This is a genomic window from Streptomyces sp. NBC_01537 (assembly GCF_045040445.1).
In the GTDB taxonomy this organism is placed as follows: domain Bacteria; phylum Actinomycetota; class Actinomycetes; order Streptomycetales; family Streptomycetaceae; genus Actinacidiphila.
Map to the genome: position 1 here is coordinate 7,563,894 of NZ_CP109392.1, position 20,266 is coordinate 7,584,159.

Consider the following 20,266-nt stretch of genomic DNA (forward strand, 5'->3'; position numbering starts at 1 on the left):
GAGCGAACCCCAGGGGACCTTCCGTATGACCACCCGCGCGCAGCTCGCCGACGCCCGCGTCTACCTGTGCACCGACGCCCGTAAGCGGCAGGGCGACCTGGCCGCTTTCGCGGACGAGGTGCTCGGCTCGGGCGTGGACGTCATCCAGCTGCGCGACAAGGGGATCGAGGCCCGCGAGGAGCTGGAACACCTCGCGGTCCTCGCCGACGCGTGCCGCAGGCACGGCAGGCTGCTCGCGGTCAACGACCGGGCGGATGTCGCGCACGCGGCGGGCGCGGACGTACTGCACCTGGGGCAGGGAGACCTGCCGGTGCCGGCCGCCCGCGCGATCCTCGGTGACCGGGTGATCATCGGACGGTCCTGTCATGCCGAGTCCGAGGCGGCCGCGGCCGCCGCCGAGCCCGGTGCGGACTACTTCTGCACCGGGCCGGTCTGGCCGACCCCCACCAAGCCGGGACGGCACGCGCCGGGCCTGGAGCTGGTGCGGTACGCGGCCGGGCTGGGCACCGCACGGCCGTGGTTCGCGATCGGCGGCATCGACCTGACGAACGTCGATCAGGTGCTGGACGCCGGGGCCCGGCGGATCGTCGTCGTACGGGCGATCACTGAGGCGGCGGAACCGGGTGCGGCGGCCGCCGAGCTCGCCAAACGGGTACGGGACCGTGGCTGAGGCCTGCCCTGGGACGAGATCATGGTCCCAAAAGATGGACAAACGGTCGCTGCTGGTTGGGCGATCACACAAGCGCCGTTAGCCTGAACGGCATGGCCCTTGGTACAGCTTCCACCAGGACCGACCGAGCAATCACCATTCGTGAGCTGCTCGCCTCCGGTCAGCGTTCGTACTCCTTCGAGTTCATGGCGCCCCGGACCGACAAGGGCGAGCGCACCCTGTGGAACGCCATCCGCCGGATCGAGGCGGTCGCGCCGACCTTCGTCTCCGTCACCTACGGCGCCGGCGGCAAGTCACGCGAGGGCACGGTGCGGGCCACCGAGCGGATCGTCTCGGACACCACGCTCACCCCCGTCGCGCACCTGACGGCCGTCAACCACTCCATCGCCGAGCTGCGCAACATCATCGGCCAGTACGCCGACGCCGGGATCCGCAACCTGCTCGCGGTGCGCGGCGACCCGCCGGACGACCCGATGGGGGAGTGGGTCCCGCACCCCAGCGGGGTCACCTACGCCGCAGACCTGGTGAGGCTCATCAAGGAGTCCGGCGACTTCTGCGTGGGCGTGGCCGCGTTCACCGAGATGCACCCGCGCTCGGCGGACTGGGAGAGTGACACCCGTCACTTTGTCGACAAATGCCGGGCGGGTGCGGACTACGCGATCACGCAGATGTTCTTCCGCGCCGACGACTACCTGCGCCTGCGTGACCGGGTCGATGCGGCAGGCTGCGTCACCCCGATCATCCCCGAGATCATGCCCGTCACGAACGTGAAGCAGATCGAGCGCTTTGCCCAGCTGGGGAACGCGCCTTTCCCAGCGGAGCTTGCGGACCGTATCCTCGCGGTCAAGGACGATCCGGCTGCGGTGCGGGCGATCGGGGTGGAGTACGCGTCCGAGATGTGCCGAAGGCTCATGGCCGAGGAGATCCCGGGACTGCACTTCATCACCCTGAATCACTCCACGGCGTCGCTGGAAATCTACGAGAATCTGGGACTGCACCAGAGGTCGTAGGGCCGTCGACGGTATCGGTGAGGAAGTGCGACATGGGCTACACGGTGCTCTACATCGCGTTCGGCGTGGTCGCGCTATGGCTGCTCGGCGAGGTGCTGCTGCAGTACAAGGCGCGGTTGCGCTGGCGCCTGCTCGCCTTCGCCGGCTTCCTGGGCGTCGTGCTCGGCGTCTACCTCCCGTCGGTCATCGTCATCGGCGCGGGCGCGGTCGCCTTCGCCACCGGGCAGACCTTCGTCACCCTCTCCTACCGCAAGGGCTTCTCCACCGGCTGGGCGATCCGGCGCGGCGGCGACGCGGGCGAGGAGACGGAGGAGGAGGCACCGGCCGAACCGGCCGCGGCGCCCGCGGGCCGCAGCAGGCGCCGTGCCAAGGGCGGCGCTGCCGCCGCCGAGCCGCTGCCGGTCGAGCAGGAGCTGTCCGTCGAGTCCGAGGCGCAGGCAGAGGAACTGGCCGAACAGACCGCCGCCTACAACTACGAGTACGACGCCTCCGTCTTCGACTCCACCCAGGTCTACCAGCCCGTCCCCCTGCTCGAGGACAGCGGCGAGTTCCCCGTCTACGACGGCCAGTCCTCCTACACCCCCGACCCCTACACCAGCGGCGGCTACGAGGGCTACGGCGTCCAGGGCTACGGCAACGACTGGCAGCAGCAGCCCCAGCCCCAGACCGCCGCCTGGGACTCCTCCCAGCAGACCTACGGCTACGCCGACCCCTACGCCCAGCAGCAGTCCTACGGCTACGACACCCCCGCCGACGGCGTCTGGGCCCCCCAGCAGGACCCCGGGCAGCAGCAGCAACAGCAGCAGCAGCCCTACATCCCCCCGCAGCAGCAGCCCCAGCCCGACCAGCCGCAGTACGCCGACCCGTACGACCCGTACCGCTACTGAGACATTTCAGCCCGTCCTAGCGGCTGCCGCCCGGCCCGCCGGCGATGAGGTCGGCGACGATCGCCGCGGACATGCCGGTGTGGGCGAGGCCGCCGCCGGGGTGGGACCAGCCGCCGACGCGGTAGAGGCCGGGGAGAGGCGAGCGGTTGGCCGGGTGGAGGAACGCGCCGCCGGCACCCGCGAGGGCGGGGCGGGACACCGGGCCGGGGGAGGGGCGGAGCTCGCGCCAGAGCAGTCGCTCGCCGAGCCGGAGCTCCGGGACGGCGGCCTCCGCGACGGCGAGGAGATGGTCCGCGTCCACCGCGGCCGAGGACGGCACCGGCACCGCCCATGGCACGGTCACCGTGAGCGTCACCGCCTCGTGCCCCTCGTCGGGGCGGAGCGCAGGGTCGTCGGGGCGCAGCACGGTCACCACATGCCGCTCGTCGTGCACCACGGTGCGGTGGACCGCGTCCGCGCCCCGCGCGCCGCGCAGCGCGAGGCAGACGACCAGCCGTCCCGTCCCCGTCCCGCTGTGCTCGCGCGGCGGGACACCGGAAACCACGGCATCCGCCTCCACCCGCGTCCCGTCGGCCAGTTCGACCCCGGCCGCCCGCCCCGCCTTCTCCAGCACCTCACCGGCCACTTCCGCCCCGAAACGGAACTCGACGCCGCGCGCGACGCACCGCTCGTACACCGCGTCCGCAAGCGCCCGCATGCCCCCGCCGACGTACCACGTGCCGAAGGTCTGCTCCATGTACGGCAGTACGGCCGCGCTCGCCGGAACGGTGCCCGGGTCGAAGCCGTACGCCTGCGCGTAGGACCCGAGCAGCGCGGCCAGCCGCGGATCGCGCAGTTCGCGCCGCCCGACCTCGGCCAGGGTCGTGGGCCTGCGCCGCAGCGGCCTGCGCAGCGCGGGATACGGATCGCGGCCGAGCGGCAACACGTCCTGCGCGAGCGCGTCTTCGAGCAGCGGCCGCCGCGTGGCCTCCCAGACCTCGCGGGCGCGGCCGAGCAGGCCGTTCCAGCGCTCGCCCGCGCCGGGCCCGAGGGCGGCGTCCAGGGCGGCGGCGACACCGCCCCGGGAGGCGTTGGGGAGGGAGACCGCGGTGCCGTCGGCGAAGACATGACGGCTCGCGGGATCGACCTGGGTCAGGGAGACGCACTGTTCGAGAGGCTCCTTGCCGCCCTTCCCCGTTTTGATGAACAGGTCCCGGTAGACCGCCGGGAGGTGCAGCAACCCCGGCCCGGTGTCGAAGCCGAAGCCGTCCCGCTCGAACCGCGCGACGCCGCCCCCGTACGTCGTGGAGCGCTCGTACACCGTCACCCGGTGGCCGGCCGTGGCCAGCCGGGCCGCCGCCGCGAGAGAGCCCATACCCGCGCCGATCACCGCGATTCCTGCCATGCGCAGGACTCTATAGGGACTGCGCCAGACCGCTCCGCCGGGCTGCCCGCCGGGCCTGCCAGCGTCGCCAGTAGCGGCGGATCCGGGACATTATGAAGATCACCGTGACCACGCCCAGCACCAGCGCGACCGCCGCGATGATCGCGGCCGGGAGCGGATGGAAAAGCGCGAGGACGATGATCCCCGACACCCCCAGATCCTCGGCGAGGCTGACGATGATGTTACTGGCGGGCTCGGGCGAGGTGTTGACGCCCATGCGCACGCCGGCCTTGACCAGGTGGCTGGCGAGCGCCGTCGTGCCGCCGACGGCCGCGGCGGCGAGCTGGGGCAGCGAACCGTTCTGCCCCGCGATGAGCGCGGCGACGACGCCACCCGCGATCGGGCGGATCACGGTGTGGACGGCGTCCCATGCGGTGTCGACGTACGGGATCTTGTCGGCGACCGCCTCGACCAGGAACAGCACACCGGCGACGACCATGACGTCGGTGCGCTCCAATTGGGCCGGCACCCCGTCACCGACCCCGGTGACGCCCATGAGGCCGAGCAGGAAGACGACGGCGTAGGCGTTGATCCCGCTCGCCCAGCCGCTGGTGAAAACGAGCGGAAGTACCGACATGGGCTGAACCGTACCGGCTCTGAGTACGTGTACCTACAGCCGCAGATAAGTAGGCGAGCGGATGGGCATCCACCCGCGTAGACGCCAAGGTAGAGGCAACGGACGGGCGCGGCGCCGGTACCGCCGACACGGGGCGGCGGAACCGGGGCGGCCCGACCGGGCACGGGGGAACGGGGGGTAGCGCTGTCCCGGTACGGCCCGACGGGGGATCGGACCGTACCGGGGCAGCGCGCTTACGTGTTCGCGCGCGCTCCGGTCCCTGCGACTCGTCCCTGCAGCAGCCGCGACAGCGCCGAGTGGACGTCGTCGATGCTGCGCTCGGGCTGGAACGACAGCCAGTCGAGCGCCGCGACCAGCACCATCCCGAAGAGCGCGGCCGCGGTGAGCGGGATGTCGATCTCGTCGCTCAGCTCGCCCGCCTCGACCGCGTCGCGCAGAGCCCGCTCGACGACCGCGATGACCTCCATGCGCAGGACGAGCAGCGTGTCCTGCCATGCCCGGTTGGTGCGCCACAGTTCGGCGACGTACAGCTGCGTGAAGGACGGATAGCGGGCGATGAAGGCCAGCCCGGCCCGGATCATCGCGTCGATTCCGTCGATCTTCCTGCCGCCGCGTGCGGCGGCCCCGGCGGCGGCCTCGCTCAGCGAAGTGGTGAGCAGCCCGACGCCGTGCCGGAGCAGTTCCTCCATCAGCTCGTTCTTGCTCGCGAAGTTGTAGTAGACGGTGCCCTTCGCGACCCCGGCGCGCTCGGCGATCTCGTCCACCGTCGTGGCGGAGAAGCCCTGCTCGGCGATGAGGGTGACCGCTGCCTCGTAGAGCTTCTGCCGGGTGGCCTGGCGTCGTGGGGTGCTCATGGGGTCTGATTCTCCCTGCCGAACGGGGTTCCGGCTCACAGCGACAGCTCGGGGTGCAGCCGGTCCAGTGTCCAGACCTGCTTACGACGGGCCGACCAAGCGGTGAGGGTAAGGGCGCCCGCTGTGAAGACACTGAGAACCAGGCAGGCCCGCCACACCGGCCACAGCCCGCCGCCCGAGATCAGGTGGCGCAGCCCCTCGACCACGTACGTCATGGGCAGCAGCGGGTGCAGCACGTTGAAGAACTCCGGGCTGGTCTGCACCGGGTAGGTGCCGCCCGCGGAGGTGAGCTGCAGCATCAGCAGCGCCAGCACCAGCACCCGGCCCGCCGGGCCGAAGCGGGCGTTGAGCCACTGCACGATCGCGCCGAAGCAGGCCGTGACCAGCAGCAGGAAGCCGACCGTGCCCGCCGCCCGGACCATCTGCAGGCCCAGCGCCCAGTGCAGGACGGCCAGCAGCGCCAGCACCTGGGCGATCCCGATCGCCAGGACCGGCAGCCAGCCCGCGACGGCTATCCGCCAGGCGGGCGCCCCGGTGGCCAGGGCGCGCTTGCTGAGCGGCTGGAGCAGCATGTAGGCGACCATCGCGCCCACCCAGAGCGATAGCGGGATGAAGTACGGGGCGAAGCCGGTGCCGTAGTTCGGGGCCTTGTGCAGGTTCTGCGAGGCGAGCTGGACGGGGTCGGCCATCACCTCGGTGCGGGCGTCACGGGCCTTGGTGCCGTAGTCCGGGATCTTCGCGACGCCGTCGTGCAGGCCGCTCGCGAGCTGCCCGCTGCCGTCGGTGAGCGTGGCCAGGCCGGTGGTGAGGCTGTTGGCACCGGTGGACAGCTTGTACATGCCTCCGGCCAGCTCGGTGGCGCCACTGGAGGCCGCGCTGATGCCCGTGTCGAGCGAGTCCGCGCCGCCGGTGGCGGTGTGCAGCCCGGTCGAGACCTGCCGGGCTCCCGTGGCGACCTGGTGGGCCCCGTCGTTGAGGTCGTTGACCTTGGTGACGACTGCGTCCAGTTCCTTGGGGATGTCCGCGGTCGCCAGCTGCTGGGCGAGCGAGTGGACGGTGCCCAGGTCGTCGCGCAGGGTGTCGATCGCGGTGCTGCTGTTCCTGACGTACGTCTGCAGCTGGACAGTCAGGTCCGCCACGTCATCGGCGGTGTCGGCGGCCGTCTTCAGCGCCTTGCACTGCGAGGTGACCGCGCCGAGCGGGCACTGCGCGTCGTACGTGCTCCGCAGCTGCGCCGCTGCCGCCTTGGCCTCCCTGACCGCCTTCGCGGTGTCGGCCGGCAGCGTGCCCAGGCCGTCGCGGATGGCCTGGGAGCCGTCGGCGACCAGTTTCGCCGCCGCGTTGATCTCCTTGGCGTGCTTCTTCACGAACGCGATCTCGTCGGAGGCCCCGTTCACCCGGTCCGCCAGGACCTGCGTCCCGGCGGCGACCTGCTTGGCCCCGGTGGCCACCTTTCCGGCGCCCGTGTCGAGCGTGCCGAGGCCGGTGGCGAGGGAGCGGGCGCCCGCCTTGGCCGTCTTCAGGCCGCTCGCGAGCTCGTCGGCGCCGTCCTTGGCGGTGTCGATGCCCTCGCCGAGGGTCGCGGAGCCGTCCTCGGCCTTGCCTGCGCCGGTGGTGAGGTCGTCGGCGCCGTCGGCGGCCTTCTGGGTCTGGTCGTGGAGGTCGGAGAAGGAGACGTAGATCTTGTCGTAGTACTTACGGGAGGTCTTGGCCGAGACCGAGGCCCGGACCTCGTTGAAGACGGTGCGGGAGATCTGCCCGACGATGTAGTTGTTCGCGTCGTTCGAGCGCACCTTCAGTGCGCCGGTCTCCGGGTGCTCGCCCGAGCTGGAGGAGACCCTGGCGGTGAAGTCGGCCGGGATCGTGAGCGACAGGTAGTACGTGCCGTTCTCGACGCCCTTGGCGGCCTCGGCGGCGCTGGTCTGCTGCCAGTCGAAGGTCTCGCTGGACCTGAGCCCGCTGACGATCGTGTCGCCCGCGCTGCCCTTGTCGGAGTTCACCAGCGCGACGGGGAGCTTGTCGAGGCGCCCGTACGGGTCCCAGAACGACCACAGGTACAGCGCGCCGTACAGCAGCGGCAGCAGCAGGACCGCCACCATCGCCGCGCGCGGCAGCCGCCCCCGGCCGAACCTCTTGAGCTCAAACGCCGCCAGCGTCCGCGTACGCATCGGTGGCCGTCTCCTTCCGCGTCGCACGAATCGATATCGCGCCCTCCGGCGCCTCACTGCACACCGCCAGCACGGTCGTCCCGCCCGCCGCGATCGCCCGCAGCATCGCCCAGGCCTCCTCGCGCTCGGCGTCCGACAGCTTGTGGTCCACGTCGTCCACCGCCAGCACCCTCGGCCGGCCCAGCAGCGCCAGCGCGGTGCCCAGGCGCAGCGCCTCCAGCCGCTCCAGGTCCCGGGCGGCGGTGCGCGGGCCCTTGACGAGGCGCTCCGGGTCCAGCCCGGTGGCGGCCAGGGCCTCGCCGATGCGCTGCCGGTCCCCGGTGGGATCACGGCGTACGTAGACGAGGTCGCGGAGCGAGTCGGTGAACCGGCGCTGGAGCAGGACGCGTTCGCGCAGGTGCTCGCCGACCGTCAGGGCCGGGTCCAGCTCGGAGACCCCCGCCACCGGCCCCAGGGCCGCGATCCTGCGGACCGCCGCCGCGCGCTTGGGCAGCCGGTGCCCGGCGATCTCGGCGTGGCCCTCGGTGGCGCGCATCCGGCCGCTGAGCGCGAGCAGCAGGCAGGTCCGGCCCGAGCCGGACGGTCCCTCGATCGCGACCAGGCCGCCCTCGGGCGCGCTGAAGGTGACCTCCCGGAACACCCAGCCACGCGGGCCCTTGAGCCCGAACCCCTCCGTGGTGATCACGGCTTCGTCCGCCACCTTCCCTGTGGACTGAACTGACTGGTCAGTACAAAAACAGTATGGCACAGCAGGTCAGCCCGATTGTCAGTGGCCTGCCCCACCATGAGGTCAAAGCAAGGGCCCTGACAGCCCGACAGGAGGTCGCTGTGATGACCGCATCGTTCGATGCCCACCCAGTCCTGCGCCGTGCCGCCGCCCCACCCGCCGCCCTCGACCTGCTCGGCCAGGCGAAACGCGGCCTGGCCGAGGCCGCCGTCCTGGAAACCCCGAACGAGCGGTACGCCACCGCGCACCTCGCCGCGCTGCGCACCGCGGCCGCCGTGCTCGCCGTGCGGGGCAGGCCCGAGCCGAACGGACGACGGCGGCAGCGGATCCGCACCGCCTGGGAGGTGCTGCCCGAGGTGGCGCCCGAACTCGCCGAGTGGGGCGCGCTGTTCGAGGCCGGAGCCCAGCGGCGCGCCCGCTGCGAGGCCGGCATACAGGGGGCTGCCACCTGGCGGGAGGCGGACGATCTGGTGCGGGCGGCGGGGATGTTCCTGCGCCTGGTCGAGCGGATGCTGACGGCTAGGGCCTGTCCGGCGGATCTCCGTGGATGAAGGAGCGGGGTCTGGTGCCTGCGATCGCAAGGCGCCGGGATGCCCTCGTAGCGGAGCTACGGGGGTATTTCGGCAACGCCGCGAGTGCTGGTGCCAGGGCACGCGACGCCGCGGAGATCCGCCGGACAGGCCCTAGAGTGGGCCGCGCCGGATAGAACGAGAACGACCACCACCGAGGAGCCGTCCGCATGTCCCGTGAAGGAGGGGCCGACTCGATTCGGCCCCGCGCGTCCCTGCGTACCGCCGTGGTCTGGGAGGTCCTGTCCGACGCCCTGGACCGGCAGGCCAAGGCCAGTGGCAGGGATGTGCTGGACGTACTCGACACCGGCGGCGGCACCGGGAACTTCGCGGTGCCCGTGGCCCGCCTCGGCCACCGTGTGACCGTCGTCGACCCCAGCCCCGACGCCCTCTTCGCCCTGGAGCGCCGGGCTGCCGAGGCCGGCGTCACCGACCGGGTACGCGGCGTCCAGGGCGACGCCCACGGCCTGCTCGACGTCGTGGAGGCCGGCGGCTACGACGCCGTCCTGTGCCACGGCGTCCTGGAGTACGTCGACGACCCCGCCGAAGGCCTGCGCAACGCCGTGAGCACCCTGCGGCCCTCCGGCACCCTCAGCCTGCTCGCCGCCAGCCGCCACGGCGCCGTGCTCGCCCGCGCCATCGCCGGCCACTTCGCCGAGGCCCAGCACGGCCTCACCGACCCCGACGGCCGCTGGGGCGCCGGCGACCCCGTCCCCCGCCGCTTCACCGCCGACGAGCTCACCCGACTCGCCGCCGACGCCGGACTGCGGGTCGGCCCCGTCCACGGCGTCCGGGTCTTCGCCGACCTCGTCCCCGGCGTCCTGGTCGACACCGAGCCCGGCGCCCTGGAGGCTCTTCTGCGGCTCGAACTGGCCGCCGCCGAGCAGCCCGCCTTCCACTCCATCGCCACCCAACTGCACGTCCTCGCGGAGCGCGGCTGACCGGAGCCGGTGCGGGTAGTCCGTCACACGCCCCCCGATGCGGCTCTCAGGGCCTTATGCTGGCATGACGTAACCAGGGGCGGGGAAAGAAACCCCAGTCAGGCTGGTGCCGGTTTGGCGCCGTGGGGCGGGTTTCACGGGGGCGAATCCCTGCCTATCCTGGAAGGGTCGTACCGGTCGCTACCCCGCGACCGACGAGTAGGAGGTCTCCGTGCCGCTCTCGGAGCACGAGCAGCGCATGCTCGAGCAGATGGAGCGAGCGCTGTACGCCGAAGATCCCAAGTTCGCGTCGGCGCTTGAGGGAAGCGGGCTGCGCACCTACACCAGGCGGCGCGTCTACCTGGCGGTGGCAGGCTTCCTTGTCGGTATCGCGCTGCTCATGGCAGGCATGATCGCCAAGCAGCCCTGGATCAGTGTGGTCGGTTTCCTCGTCATGCTCGGCTGCGCCGTTCTCGCCGTCACCGGCTGGCGTCGCGCTCTCAAACCCGGCGAACAGCCACCCTCCGGCCCCCAGGGCCGGCACCATCCCCACGTACGCGGCCAGCGGCATCAGCCGCGGCGCCGCGGCCGCATGATGGACCGCATCGAGGAGCGGTGGCAGCGGCGCCGCGACGAGCAGGGCCAGTAGCGTTCACCAGAACCAGGGCGCGGGCTTCCCATCGGGAAGCCCGCGCCCTGTCGGCTTGTGGGCAGGCGTTCCGCACGGCGGAACGGGTGGGCACAAGCCGGCCACGGACGCAAGGCCGCCGACGCACCCTCGGCCACCCACCGTCGAGGTACACGCCGTCGCCGGGTGCGCTAGGCGGGACGCCGCCGAAGCACTGAGCCCGCCCGGCGGATACCCGCCGCCCAGGAGGCCGTGATCGCGGCCCGGCGCAGCGAGAACGCCCAGGCCAGCCGGACCGCGGAGCGGGGGGCGAGGGTGGCGCGGAATCGGGTCACCCGGTCGGCGGCGTCGTGGAGGCCGAGGCGGATGCGGTGGACGTCGGAGGCCAGCCCGGAGGCGGGGTGCCGGGGCTCGGGCGCGTAGAGCGTCTGTTCGACCGCCGAGGCGATGCGGCCCGCCGCCGCGGAGGAGGTGTCGTCCAGTCCCCCGGCGCGGATCAGCCGGGCGACGGCGCGGCGCGGGGTCTCGGACTCGTCCGGCAGGATGCCGTAGTCCCACGCGGTGTCCACCAGCTCCTGCCACGCGGCGAGCACATCGGAGTGCCGGAGCCGCCGGGCCCGGATCCGTTGCCGCCACAGCATGGGCAGCAGCGGCAGGAAGACCACCAGCGCCCCGCCGAGGAGCAGCAAAAGCACACCGGGCAGGCCGCCGACCGCGGACCACAGGCGGCCGCCTCCGGCGCCGCCGCTCGACGAGGGGGTCAGGGGGTCGCAGTCACCTTGCTGGGCCTGCTTCGCGGTGCAGGTCGAGGAGGCGGAGGCACTGGCACTGGGGGCCGCGGTGTCGTTGCGGGCCGGTGTGTCAGGCGTGGCCGGGTCGGTGCTGGAGGACGAGGTCTCCTGGGTGTACTCGGGCTGGCTGCCCCGGGTCGGGGTGGGCTCGAAGCGGGTCCAGCCGATCCCCTCGAAGTACAGCTCGGGCCAGGCGTGGGCGTCCTTGAGGCCGACCGTGTAGGTGCCGTTGGCCTGAGCCGTGCCGGGGGTGAAGCCCACGGCGACCCGGGCCGGGATGCCGAGGGTGCGGGCCATCGCCGCCATCGTGAAGGCGAAGTGGACGCAGAAGCCTTCCTTGTTCTTCAGGAACTTCGCGATCGCGTCGACCCCGGTGCCGGAGGAGACCGAAGTGCTGTATGAGAACTGGCCGTTGGTGAACCAGCGCTGCAGGGCCACGGCCTTCTCGTAGTCGTTCGTGGCGTTCTTCGTCACGTTCTGCGCGGTCGTGGCGACCACGTCAGGCAGTGAGTCGGGCACCTGGGTGTACTCGCGGACCAGGTTCGCCGAGGCGGCCGGCGCGGCGGCCAGCTGGGCGGCGGTCGGCTCCACCTGCAGGCTGGACACCTGGTAGACCGCGCCGGACGTGGTCTGCCCCCGGTCGCCGATGACGGTGCGGCCGATCGGCTCGTACCGCCAGCGGCCGCCGCTCAGGTCGACCCGGGTGGCCGGGTAGGGGAGTGGCAGCCACAGCTGCCCGTAGTCCCTGGCCGCGACGACGCTGGTGTTGACCTGCTCGGTCTTCACGGCGGCCGTGAGGCCCTGCGCGGTGGGAAGTTGCGAGGGCAGTGCGGTGAGGGACCGCTTGGAGGACTGCCACTGCTCGCCGTTGAACTCGTCCAGGGAGACGATCCGCAGATACAGGTCCGAGTTGTTCGCGGCGGTGGTCCGGTAGGTGAGGACCTCGCGGTTGTCGGGCTGGTTGAGATTGTCCGTGAGGGCGACCAGCGGGTTGACCGCGAGGATCGAGCCGCCGCGTCCCGAGCCGTTGCCCGCGCCGGTCGCGGCCAGCAGGCCGCCGCTCAGCGAGGGCAGCGCGGCCGGGGCGATCAGCGCGATGCCCAGGGCCATCGCCCCGATCCGGCGGCCGGTACGCACCGGGGCCAGCGCCGATGCGCCGCCGCCCGAGAAGGCGGCGGTACCGCCCGCGTAGCCGCTGGGCGAGACGCCGCCGGGGCCGCCGAAGACCCGCCCCCAGCGCGACAGCCGGTCGCGGCCCTCGGCCAGCAACAGCAGCAGATAGCCGGCCGCGGCGATCACGAACCACAGCCAGCGGCTGCCGCCGCCCGCCAGGCCCGCCGCGATCGAGTACAGCGCCAGCAGCGGCAGCCCCGCCGGGGCCGCGCTGCCGTACGTCACCGCCAGCGCGTCCACCGCCAGCGCGATCAGCAGCACCCCGCCGACGAGCAGCAGCCGGATGCCCGAGGTCACCGGGGCCGGGATGGCGAACTGGCTGACATCCTGCACACCGGCGGTCAGCAGGGCCCCGAAGTGCCGGAACACGCCGGGCCCCGGCAGGATGCCCACGTAGGCCTGCTGCCGCGCGAACATCAGCGTGAGCAGCAGCAGCGAAGCCGCCGCCTGCGCCAGGATCGTCAGCGGTCTGGCCAGCGGCACCCGCCGGGCCAGCGCTCCCACCGAGCTCTGCAGGGTCACCAGCAGGGCGGCCTGCAGGAGCCACGCGCTGCTGTCCGTCAGCGGCAGCATCGAGCAGGCCGCCATGACCGACGCCGCTGCCGCGCACACCGCCAGCCGGCCACGTCCGCTGATCATCGGGCTCCCGCCTCCTCACGCGACCGGTAACGGTCGGCGCGCTGCCACAGCTCGGCGAGCCCGTCGCCCGCCGACACCGGCAGTACTGTCCAGCCCGCCTCGCGCAGCATGCGCACCGAGCGCTGCGCGCCGTCCTCGTCGTCCTGCTCCCCGGGGGCGGGCGCGCCGCCAGGGGGCACAGCCGGATACGGACCGGCCTCCCGCGACGTCCACCCGGAGCCGGCCAGCACGAACGCCACCGCGCCGCCCGCCCGCTGCCGCATCCGGCCGACGATCGCGGCCTGCTCCTCGTCCAGCTCGCCCAGGAAGGCCACCAGCAGCCCCTCGCTCCCGGCCCGCAGCACATCGTGGGCCAGCGACAGGCCGGCCCCAAGCTCCTCGGAGTGGTCGACCACCGCGAGGGTGTCGAGCAGCACCCCGGCCGCGTCGGAGGAATCGTTCCCGCCGAAGCCGCCCGCCCCGTCGGGACCCGGCACCGTGCTGCCGTTGTCCATCAGCAGCCGCACCGAGAAGCCGCGCTCCAGCATGTGCGCCGCCACCGAGGCCGCCCCGGACACCGCCCACTCGAAGGCCGAGTCGGGCCCGGCCCCGTAGAAGGCCTCCCGCCGGGTGTCGAGCAGCACCGTGCAGCGGGCCTTGTGCGGCTGCTCCTCGCGGCGGACCATCAGCTCGCCGTACTTGGCGGTGGACCGCCAGTGCACCCGCCGCAGGTCGTCGCCGTGGCGGTAGCCGCGCGGGATGACATCGTCCTCACCGGCCAGGGACAGCGCCCGGGTCCGGCTGTCGCCGTAGCCCGAGGCCTCGCCGGCGAGGCGCACCGGCGGCAGCGGCGTGACCTTGGGCACCACGGTCAAGGTGTCGAAGGCGCTGAAGGAGCGGGTCAGTTCGCACATGCCGAAAGGATCCGTCAGCCGGAGCTGCAGCGGCCCCAGCGGATACCGTCCGCGCAGGTCCGAGCGCACCCGGTAGGACACCTCCCGGTGCCCGCCCGGCTCCACCCGGTCCAGTACGAAACGAGGCCGGGGCCCCAGCACGTAGGGCACCCGGTCCTGGAGCATCAGCATCCCGGTCGGTATCCGCGACACGTTGTCGACCCGCAGGAACACCCGGGCCTCGGCCATCGCGGGCACCCGCGAGGGCGCCAGCCGCCGTCCGCCCGCCACCCGGTAGCGCGTGCGGTAGAGCACCACCACGCACACCAGCGGCAGCGCGGCCAGCAGCAGCCCGACCCTCAGCAGATCCGGCTGCCCCAGCACGTACGCGCACACCGCCGCCGCCACACCGGCGGCCAGGAATGACCGCCCGCGGGTGGTGAGGCCGGACAGGGCCGCCCGCAGGCCGTTGCCCGGATCACCCGAGCCGCCCTCGGCGCCCGGCATCACAGCCCCCGCACGCTGCCGGGCGGCTGGCTGCCGTACGGGTCCGGAACCGGCGTGCGCTGCAGGATCTCGGCCACCACCTGCTCGGGCGTGCGACGGTTCAACTGCGCCTGCGCGGTGGGCAGCAGACGGTGCGCCAGCACCGACGACGCCAGCGTCTGCACATCGTCCGGCAGCACGAAGTCCCGCCCGTCCAGCGCCGCCGCCGCACGCGCGGCGCGCACCAGGTGCAGCGTCGCGCGCGGCGAAGCGCCCAGGCGCAGGTCGGCGTGCTGGCGCGTGGCGCTGACCAGCGCCACCGCGTACCGCTGCACGGGCACCGACACATGCACCGTGCGCACCGCCTCCACCAGCTTCACGATCTCGTGGGCGTGCGCGACGGGCTGTACGTCGTCCAGCGCCGGGGCGCCGCCGTGCACATCCAGCATCTGCAGCTCGGCCTCGGCGCTCGGGTAGCCGATCGACACCCGGGCCATGAAGCGGTCCCGCTGCGCCTCGGGCAGCGGATAGGTGCCCTCCATCTCCACCGGGTTCTGGGTGGCGATGACCATGAAGGGGCTCGGCAGCTCGTACGTCGTTCCGTCGACGGTGACCTGCCGCTCCTCCATGGACTCCAGCAGCGCCGACTGGGTCTTCGGCGATGCTCTGTTGATCTCGTCGCCGACCACGATCTGCGCGAAGATCGCGCCCGGCTTGAACTCGAAGTCCCGCCGTTGCTGGTCGAAGACACTCACGCCCGTGATGTCCGACGGCAGCAGATCCGGCGTGAACTGGATCCGGCGCACCGAACAGTCGATCGACCGTGCCAGCGCCTTGGCCAGCATGGTCTTGCCCACGCCGGGGACATCCTCGATCAGTAGATGTCCCTCGGCGAGCAGCACAGTCAGCGAAAGCCGTACGACCTCGGGCTTGCCCTCGATCACGTTCTCCACCGAACGGCGGACCCGCTCCACTGTGGTGGTCAGATCGCTGAGGCTCGCTCGTGCGTCATAGGTCGTCACCCGGCCCTCCTCGGCCCAACATTCAGTCCGCGGCCCTGACCTCGGGTGAGGCGGCGCGCATGAAGCATTCTTCCTTCAACTATGCTCCGCGTCACTCGCCTTCTGTTACTCAGTCGTGATTTCCCGCAGCAGACCGGTATGGACATCGAAGACAAAGCCACGGACATCGTCCGTATGTGCTAGGAACGGCGAGGTCCGCACCCGGGCCATCGACTGCCGTACATCCTGGTCCACGTCCCGGAACGACTCGACAGCCCAGGTCGGCCGCTGTCCGACCTCATCCTCCAGGTGCGTGCGGAAGTCCTCGGTGAGGGTCTCCAGGCCGCAGCCGGTGTGGTGGATCAGCACGACCGAGCGGGTGCCCAGCGCGCGCTGGCTGATCGTGAGCGACCGGATCGTGTCATCGGTGACCACTCCACCCGCGTTGCGGATCGTATGACAGTCGCCGAGCTCCAGGCCCAGTGCCGCGTGCAGGTCGATACGGGCGTCCATGCAGGCGACGATCGCCACCTGCAGGACGGGATGGGCGTCCATGCCGGGGTCGCGGAACTGCTCTGCGTAGTGCCGGTTCGCCTCGACGAGCCGGTCGGTGACAGAGCCAGTGCCGGCGGGCTGCTGCTCGAATATCGACATGACACGAACTTAGAGGGCACATGGGCCTCCGACCTGCTGTGAGATCCGACAAATCTTGGTCAATCGAGTGGTATGTGAGGTAACCCACAGGCGCCACAGCGGCTCACCCAAGTGGGTGCTGTTTTCTCCCGGGGAGTGACGGCCTTTCGTTGACCGTGGGGCTTAGTGGAGTAAAGTGGCGCGAAGTGGGTTGCCCCTGATTTTCCCTGATCAGCTGCGGGAGGTGCGGATGTTCCTCGGGACGTACGCGCCGCGGCTCGACGAGAAGAGCCGGCTCGTACTGCCGGCGAAGTTCCGCGAGCAACTCGCCGACGGCCTGGTCATCACCAAGGGGCAGGAGCGCTGCCTGTACGTATGGCCGCTGGCCGAGTTCCGGACGGTGACCGAGCGGCTGCGCGAGGCCCCCGTCACATCCAAGCCCGCGCGGGACTACATGCGCGTGCTGTTCGCCGGCGCGCACGACGAGATCCCCGACAAACAGGGCCGCGTCACCCTCCCACAGGCCCTGCGCGAATACGCCGGACTGCGCCGCGACTGCGCCGTGATCGGCGCCAACAACCGGGTCGAGGTGTGGGACGCGACCGCCTGGGACCGGTATCTGGCCGCGCAGGAGGATGTCTTCCCCGCGTTGTCGCAGGAGGTGCCGCCCGGCTTACTCTGACTCCCCCAGACTCCGTCCGGGGGTACCCCCAGCCGCCCGTAGCCTGCTGTCTCACGTACGCGTACGTGACGCTCGGCCTCCTCCCGCTCACGGATCCGGACTCGCTGGCACTACTTCCCCGGTGCCAGCCGGCCCTCCAGAGCGGGCGGGGACCAAGTGGTACGTCCTCCGTCTGAGTCATCCGAGAAGGGCCCGATGAGCACCACCCCCTCCCATGTCCCCGTGATGCTGCGGCGCTGCCTCGACCTGCTGGCGCCCGCGCTGTCCGGCCCGGACGCGGTCGTGGTGGACGCCACGCTCGGGCTCGGCGGCCACAGCGAAGCGCTCCTGTCCGAGTTTCCCGGCAGCCGCCTCGTCGCCATCGACCGCGACCCCGCCGCCCTCAAGCTCTCCGCCGACCGCCTCGCCCCCTACGGCGACCGCGCCACCCTCGTCCACGCCGTCTACGACGAGCTCCCCGAGGTCCTGGCCCGTCTCGGCATCTCACAGGTGCAGGGTGTCCTGTTCGACCTCGGCGTCTCCTCCATGCAGCTCGACGAGGCCGACCGCGGCTTCGCCTATGCCCAGGACGCCCCCCTCGACATGCGCATGGACCAGAGCACCGGCATCAGCGCCGCCGAGGTCCTCAACACCTATCCCCCCGGTGATCTCGTCCGGATCCTCCGGAACTACGGCGAGGAGAAGTTCGCCCGCAAGATCGTCGACGCGGTCGTGAAAGAGCGGGCCAAAGAACCCTTCACCAACAGCGCCCGCCTCGTCGACCTCATCCGCGCCGCCCTCCCGCAAGCCGCCAAGCGAACCGGCGGCAACCCCGCCAAGCGCACCTTCCAGGCCTTGCGGATCGAGGTCAACGGCGAGCTCGCCGTCCTGGAGCGCGCCATCCCCGCCGCGGTCGCCGCACTCGCGGTCGGCGGCCGGATCGCCGTCCTGTCGTACCAGTCCCTTGAGGACCGGCTGGTGAAACAGGTCCTCGCTGCCGGCGCGGCGAACACGGCTCCGCCCGGGCTGCCCGTGGTTCCCGAGAAGTACCAGCCGCGTCTGAAGCTGCTGACGCGTGGCGCGGAGCTTCCCACCGAGGACGAGATCGCGGAGAACCGGCGCGCGGCGCCGGCCCGGCTGCGGGGCGCGGAACGGATCCGCGCGGAGGTGGAGCGGTGAGTTCAGCCCGTCCGGCCCCGCGGCGCCCGGGGGCGCAGCCGGCCGCACGGTCGCCCTTCGTCCTGCTGATCGTGCTGCTGCTCGCGGGAGGCCTGTTCGGCCTGCTCCTGCTGAACTCGGCCGTCGTGAAGGACTCCTTCAAACTGGATGACCTGCAGAAGCAGACGAAGCAGCTCACGGACGAGGAGCAGGCCCTCCAGCAGGACGTGGACGAGTACTCGGCGCCGGACGAGCTGGACAAGCGGGCCCGGGAGCTGGGGATGGTGCCGGGGGGCAATCCGGCGTTCCTGTCGCCTGACGGCAAGGTGAAGGGCTCGCCGGACGTGGCGACGGCCGAGCCGCTGCCGGAGCCGTCCGAGACACCGACACCGACGCCGACGCCGAGCGCATCCGCGCAGGCCTCCCCGTCCGTATCGGTCTCCCCGTCCGTATCCCCGGTCATCTCACCGTCAGCCACACCCCTCGGGACGACGCCATGAGCAGCAACGTGCCGCCGCGCAGGCGGCCCCCGCAGAGGCCGCCTGCACCGCGCAGGCGGCCGGCGCGGCCCGTGACCCCCGCCGGAGGCGCGACGCTGCGCCTGGGGAAGCCGCGCCCCCGTCTGCGGCTGGTGAGCCTCGCGCTGACGCTCGTCATGCTGACGTTCGTCGTACGGCTCCTCCAGGTGCAGGCCGTGGACGCGTCGGCGTACGCGACGAAGGCCGAGGCCAACCGCTACCTCACGGCGACGCTGGCGGCCGAGCGCGGCACGATCACCGACCGCGACGGCGTGGACCTGGCGAACACCGTGGACGCGTACGACATCCTGGCGGACCCGATGCTGTTCACGCCGACGGAGACGGACGTGGACGACGCCCCGCAGCAGGCGGCGGAACTGCTCGCGCCCATCGTGAACGGCGACGAGAAGACGATCGCCAAGCAGCTGGCGAACTATCCGGCCTCGCGCAACGAGATCATCGCCAAGCAGCAGTCGCCGCAGGTCTGGAACCAGATCAAGGACCTGCAGAGCGCGCTCGCGGACAAGGCCGCCAAGGGCGACGGCGCGAACGTCCTGCTCGGGATCTTCCGCCAGGCGCACAGCAAGCGGGTCTACCCCAACGGGGACCTCGCCGCGGGCGTCATCGGCTTCGTCAACGCCGAGGGCAAGGGCAGCGGCGGCCTGGAGCAGCAGTTCAACACCGAGCTCGCGGGCAAGGACGGCACGATCACCTACGCCCAGTCCGGCGGCCGCCGGATCCCGACCGCAGGCGTACGGGAGAAGGCCGCGGAGCCCGGCGCGACGGTGGAGCTGACGCTGAACCGGGACATCCAGTGGGCGGCCCAGCAGGCGATCACCGAGCAGGTCCAGGAGTCGGACGCCGACCGGGGCTATGTGATCGTCCAGGACACGCAGACCGGCGAGATCCTGGCCATGGCGAACGCCCCCGGGTACGACCCGAACGACCTGAGCAAGGCGTACTCCTCCGCTCTCGGCAACGCCGCGCTGACGGACGCGTACGAGCCCGGCAGCGTCAGCAAGCTGATGTCGATGGCGGCCGTACTGGACACCGGCGCGGCCACCGCCGCCACCCATGTCACGGTCCCGGGAACCCTGCCCAGGGCGGACCGCGTCTTCCACGACGACGTGGACCACGGAACGTGGCATCTGACGCTCAACGGGGTACTCGCCAAGTCAAGCAACATCGGCACGATCCTCGCGGCCGAACAACTCGGCAAGACCCAGAAGCAGGCGAACTCGGTGCTCTACTCGTACTTGAGCAAGTTCGGGATCGGTCAGCACACCGGCCTCGGCTTCCCCGGCGAGACCGCGGGCATCCTGGCGAAGCCGCAGGACTGGAACGCCTCGCAGCAGTACACGATCCCGTTCGGCCAGGGCCTGTCCCTGAACGCGCTGCAGGCCACCTCGGTCTACTCGACGATCGCCAACGGCGGCGTGCGCATCGCCCCCACCCTCGTACGCGGCACGACCGGCGCCGACGGCCGCTTCGTGCCGACCGCCACGCCCAAGCAGACCCGCGTGGTCAGCGAGCAGACCGCCACCACCCTCTCCCGGATGCTGGAGTCGGTCGTGGGCGACGAGCAGGGCACCGGCATCAAGGCCCGGATCGCCGGTTACCGCGTCGCCGGCAAGACGGGCACGGCCAACCGGGTGGACCCGGAGACAGGTCTCTACAGCGGCTACACGGCCTCGTTCATGGGCTTCGCGCCCGCCGACAAGCCCCGGGTCACGGTGTCGTGCGTGATCCAGAACCCGACCAGGGGCAGCTACTTCGGCGGCCAGATCTGCGGTCCGGTCTTCAAGAAGGTCATGGAATTCGCCCTGAAATCCCTGCAGGTCCCGCCGACCGGCACCAAGGCGCCGAGCCTGCCGGTCGAGTGGAATCCGTCGAAATCATGA

Annotated in this window: 19 protein-coding genes; 10 read left to right on the plus strand and 9 right to left on the minus strand. The window is 71.8% G+C overall.

Annotation, left to right across the window (positions count from 1 at the left end; all coding sequences use genetic code 11):
* Positions 1–25 precede the first annotated feature (25 nt).
* The 3 genes from thiE (at position 26) to OG607_RS34795 (ending at position 2,567) form a co-directional block, all read left to right on the plus strand.
* Positions 26–670: a thiamine phosphate synthase gene (gene thiE, locus OG607_RS34785; protein WP_405731988.1), complete on the plus strand. Its 645-nt coding sequence runs from the start codon at positions 26–28 to the stop codon at positions 668–670.
* 92 nt (positions 671–762) lie between these two features.
* Positions 763–1,680 (plus strand): methylenetetrahydrofolate reductase [NAD(P)H], encoded by a 918-nt coding sequence (gene metF / locus OG607_RS34790; protein WP_405731991.1) that lies wholly within the window; start codon positions 763–765, stop codon positions 1,678–1,680.
* A 32-nt stretch (positions 1,681–1,712) separates the two neighbouring features.
* Complete coding sequence (locus tag OG607_RS34795) at positions 1,713–2,567, plus strand: hypothetical protein (RefSeq protein ID WP_405731994.1); 855 nt, start codon at positions 1,713–1,715, stop codon at positions 2,565–2,567.
* Positions 2,568–2,583: 16 nt separating this feature from the next.
* Here OG607_RS34795 and OG607_RS34800 read toward each other — a convergent pair whose 3' ends face one another.
* The 5 genes from OG607_RS34800 to OG607_RS34820 all read right to left on the minus strand — a co-directional run bounded on the left by OG607_RS34800 (position 2,584) and on the right by OG607_RS34820 (position 8,274).
* Entirely contained in the window at positions 2,584–3,951 is a 1,368-nt protein-coding gene (locus tag OG607_RS34800) for a phytoene desaturase family protein (RefSeq protein ID WP_405731997.1), read from the minus strand.
* 10 nt (positions 3,952–3,961) lie between these two features.
* Entirely contained in the window at positions 3,962–4,567 is a 606-nt protein-coding gene (locus OG607_RS34805; RefSeq protein ID WP_405731999.1) for a DUF4126 domain-containing protein, read from the minus strand.
* Positions 4,568–4,800: 233 nt separating this feature from the next.
* Positions 4,801–5,421, minus strand: a complete 621-nt coding sequence (locus OG607_RS34810; RefSeq protein ID WP_405732002.1) for a TetR/AcrR family transcriptional regulator — start codon at positions 5,419–5,421, stop codon at positions 4,801–4,803.
* Between the two features lie 35 nt (positions 5,422–5,456).
* Positions 5,457–7,589 carry a YhgE/Pip family protein gene (locus tag OG607_RS34815; protein ID WP_405732005.1) on the minus strand — a complete coding sequence of 711 codons (2,133 nt, stop codon included), beginning with the start codon at positions 7,587–7,589 and terminating at the stop codon, positions 5,457–5,459.
* Positions 7,561–8,274 carry an ATP-binding cassette domain-containing protein gene (locus OG607_RS34820; RefSeq protein ID WP_405732008.1) on the minus strand — a complete coding sequence of 238 codons (714 nt, stop codon included), beginning with the start codon at positions 8,272–8,274 and terminating at the stop codon, positions 7,561–7,563. Before OG607_RS34820 ends, OG607_RS34815 begins: the two co-directional genes overlap by 29 nt.
* Positions 8,275–8,420: 146 nt before the next feature.
* On the opposite strand from OG607_RS34820, the gene OG607_RS34825 reads away from it, so the two are divergent.
* The 3 genes from OG607_RS34825 (at position 8,421) to OG607_RS34835 (ending at position 10,454) form a co-directional block, all read left to right on the plus strand.
* Positions 8,421–8,867: an SAV_6107 family HEPN domain-containing protein gene (locus tag OG607_RS34825; RefSeq protein WP_405732011.1), complete on the plus strand. Its 447-nt coding sequence runs from the start codon at positions 8,421–8,423 to the stop codon at positions 8,865–8,867.
* A 188-nt stretch (positions 8,868–9,055) separates the two neighbouring features.
* On the plus strand, positions 9,056–9,826 hold the full coding sequence (locus OG607_RS34830; RefSeq protein WP_405732013.1) for a methyltransferase: 771 nt from the start codon (positions 9,056–9,058) through the stop codon (positions 9,824–9,826).
* 211 nt (positions 9,827–10,037) lie between these two features.
* Entirely contained in the window at positions 10,038–10,454 is a 417-nt protein-coding gene (locus OG607_RS34835) for a DUF3040 domain-containing protein (protein WP_329319147.1), read from the plus strand.
* A 170-nt stretch (positions 10,455–10,624) separates the two neighbouring features.
* Here the strand turns inward: OG607_RS34835 and OG607_RS34840 are convergent, their stop codons facing one another.
* The 4 genes from OG607_RS34840 to OG607_RS34855 form a co-directional block, all read right to left on the minus strand.
* Complete coding sequence (locus OG607_RS34840; RefSeq protein WP_405732016.1) at positions 10,625–13,036, minus strand: DUF3488 and DUF4129 domain-containing transglutaminase family protein; 2,412 nt, start codon at positions 13,034–13,036, stop codon at positions 10,625–10,627.
* On the minus strand, positions 13,033–14,415 hold the full coding sequence (locus OG607_RS34845) for a DUF58 domain-containing protein (protein ID WP_405732019.1): 1,383 nt from the start codon (positions 14,413–14,415) through the stop codon (positions 13,033–13,035). Before OG607_RS34845 ends, OG607_RS34840 begins: the two co-directional genes overlap by 4 nt.
* Positions 14,415–15,416 (minus strand): AAA family ATPase, encoded by a 1,002-nt coding sequence (locus tag OG607_RS34850; protein WP_405732022.1) that lies wholly within the window; start codon positions 15,414–15,416, stop codon positions 14,415–14,417. Before OG607_RS34850 ends, OG607_RS34845 begins: the two co-directional genes overlap by 1 nt.
* A gap of 105 nt (positions 15,417–15,521) precedes the next feature.
* Entirely contained in the window at positions 15,522–16,049 is a 528-nt protein-coding gene (locus OG607_RS34855; RefSeq protein ID WP_405732025.1) for a beta-class carbonic anhydrase, read from the minus strand.
* A 229-nt stretch (positions 16,050–16,278) separates the two neighbouring features.
* Here OG607_RS34855 and mraZ point away from each other — a divergent pair, with 229 nt between their 5' ends.
* From mraZ to OG607_RS34875, 4 genes are all read left to right on the plus strand, one after another.
* A complete protein-coding gene (gene mraZ / locus OG607_RS34860; protein ID WP_405732027.1) occupies positions 16,279–16,710 on the plus strand; it encodes a division/cell wall cluster transcriptional repressor MraZ in 432 nt (143 codons plus the stop codon).
* A gap of 195 nt (positions 16,711–16,905) precedes the next feature.
* Positions 16,906–17,868 (plus strand): 16S rRNA (cytosine(1402)-N(4))-methyltransferase RsmH, encoded by a 963-nt coding sequence (gene rsmH, locus OG607_RS34865; protein WP_405732030.1) that lies wholly within the window; start codon positions 16,906–16,908, stop codon positions 17,866–17,868.
* On the plus strand, positions 17,865–18,347 hold the full coding sequence (locus OG607_RS34870) for a septum formation initiator family protein (protein WP_405732033.1): 483 nt from the start codon (positions 17,865–17,867) through the stop codon (positions 18,345–18,347). The genes rsmH and OG607_RS34870 overlap by 4 nt, the downstream gene beginning before the upstream one ends.
* Positions 18,344–20,266, plus strand: a complete 1,923-nt coding sequence (locus OG607_RS34875; RefSeq protein WP_405732036.1) for a peptidoglycan D,D-transpeptidase FtsI family protein — start codon at positions 18,344–18,346, stop codon at positions 20,264–20,266. The genes OG607_RS34870 and OG607_RS34875 overlap by 4 nt, the downstream gene beginning before the upstream one ends.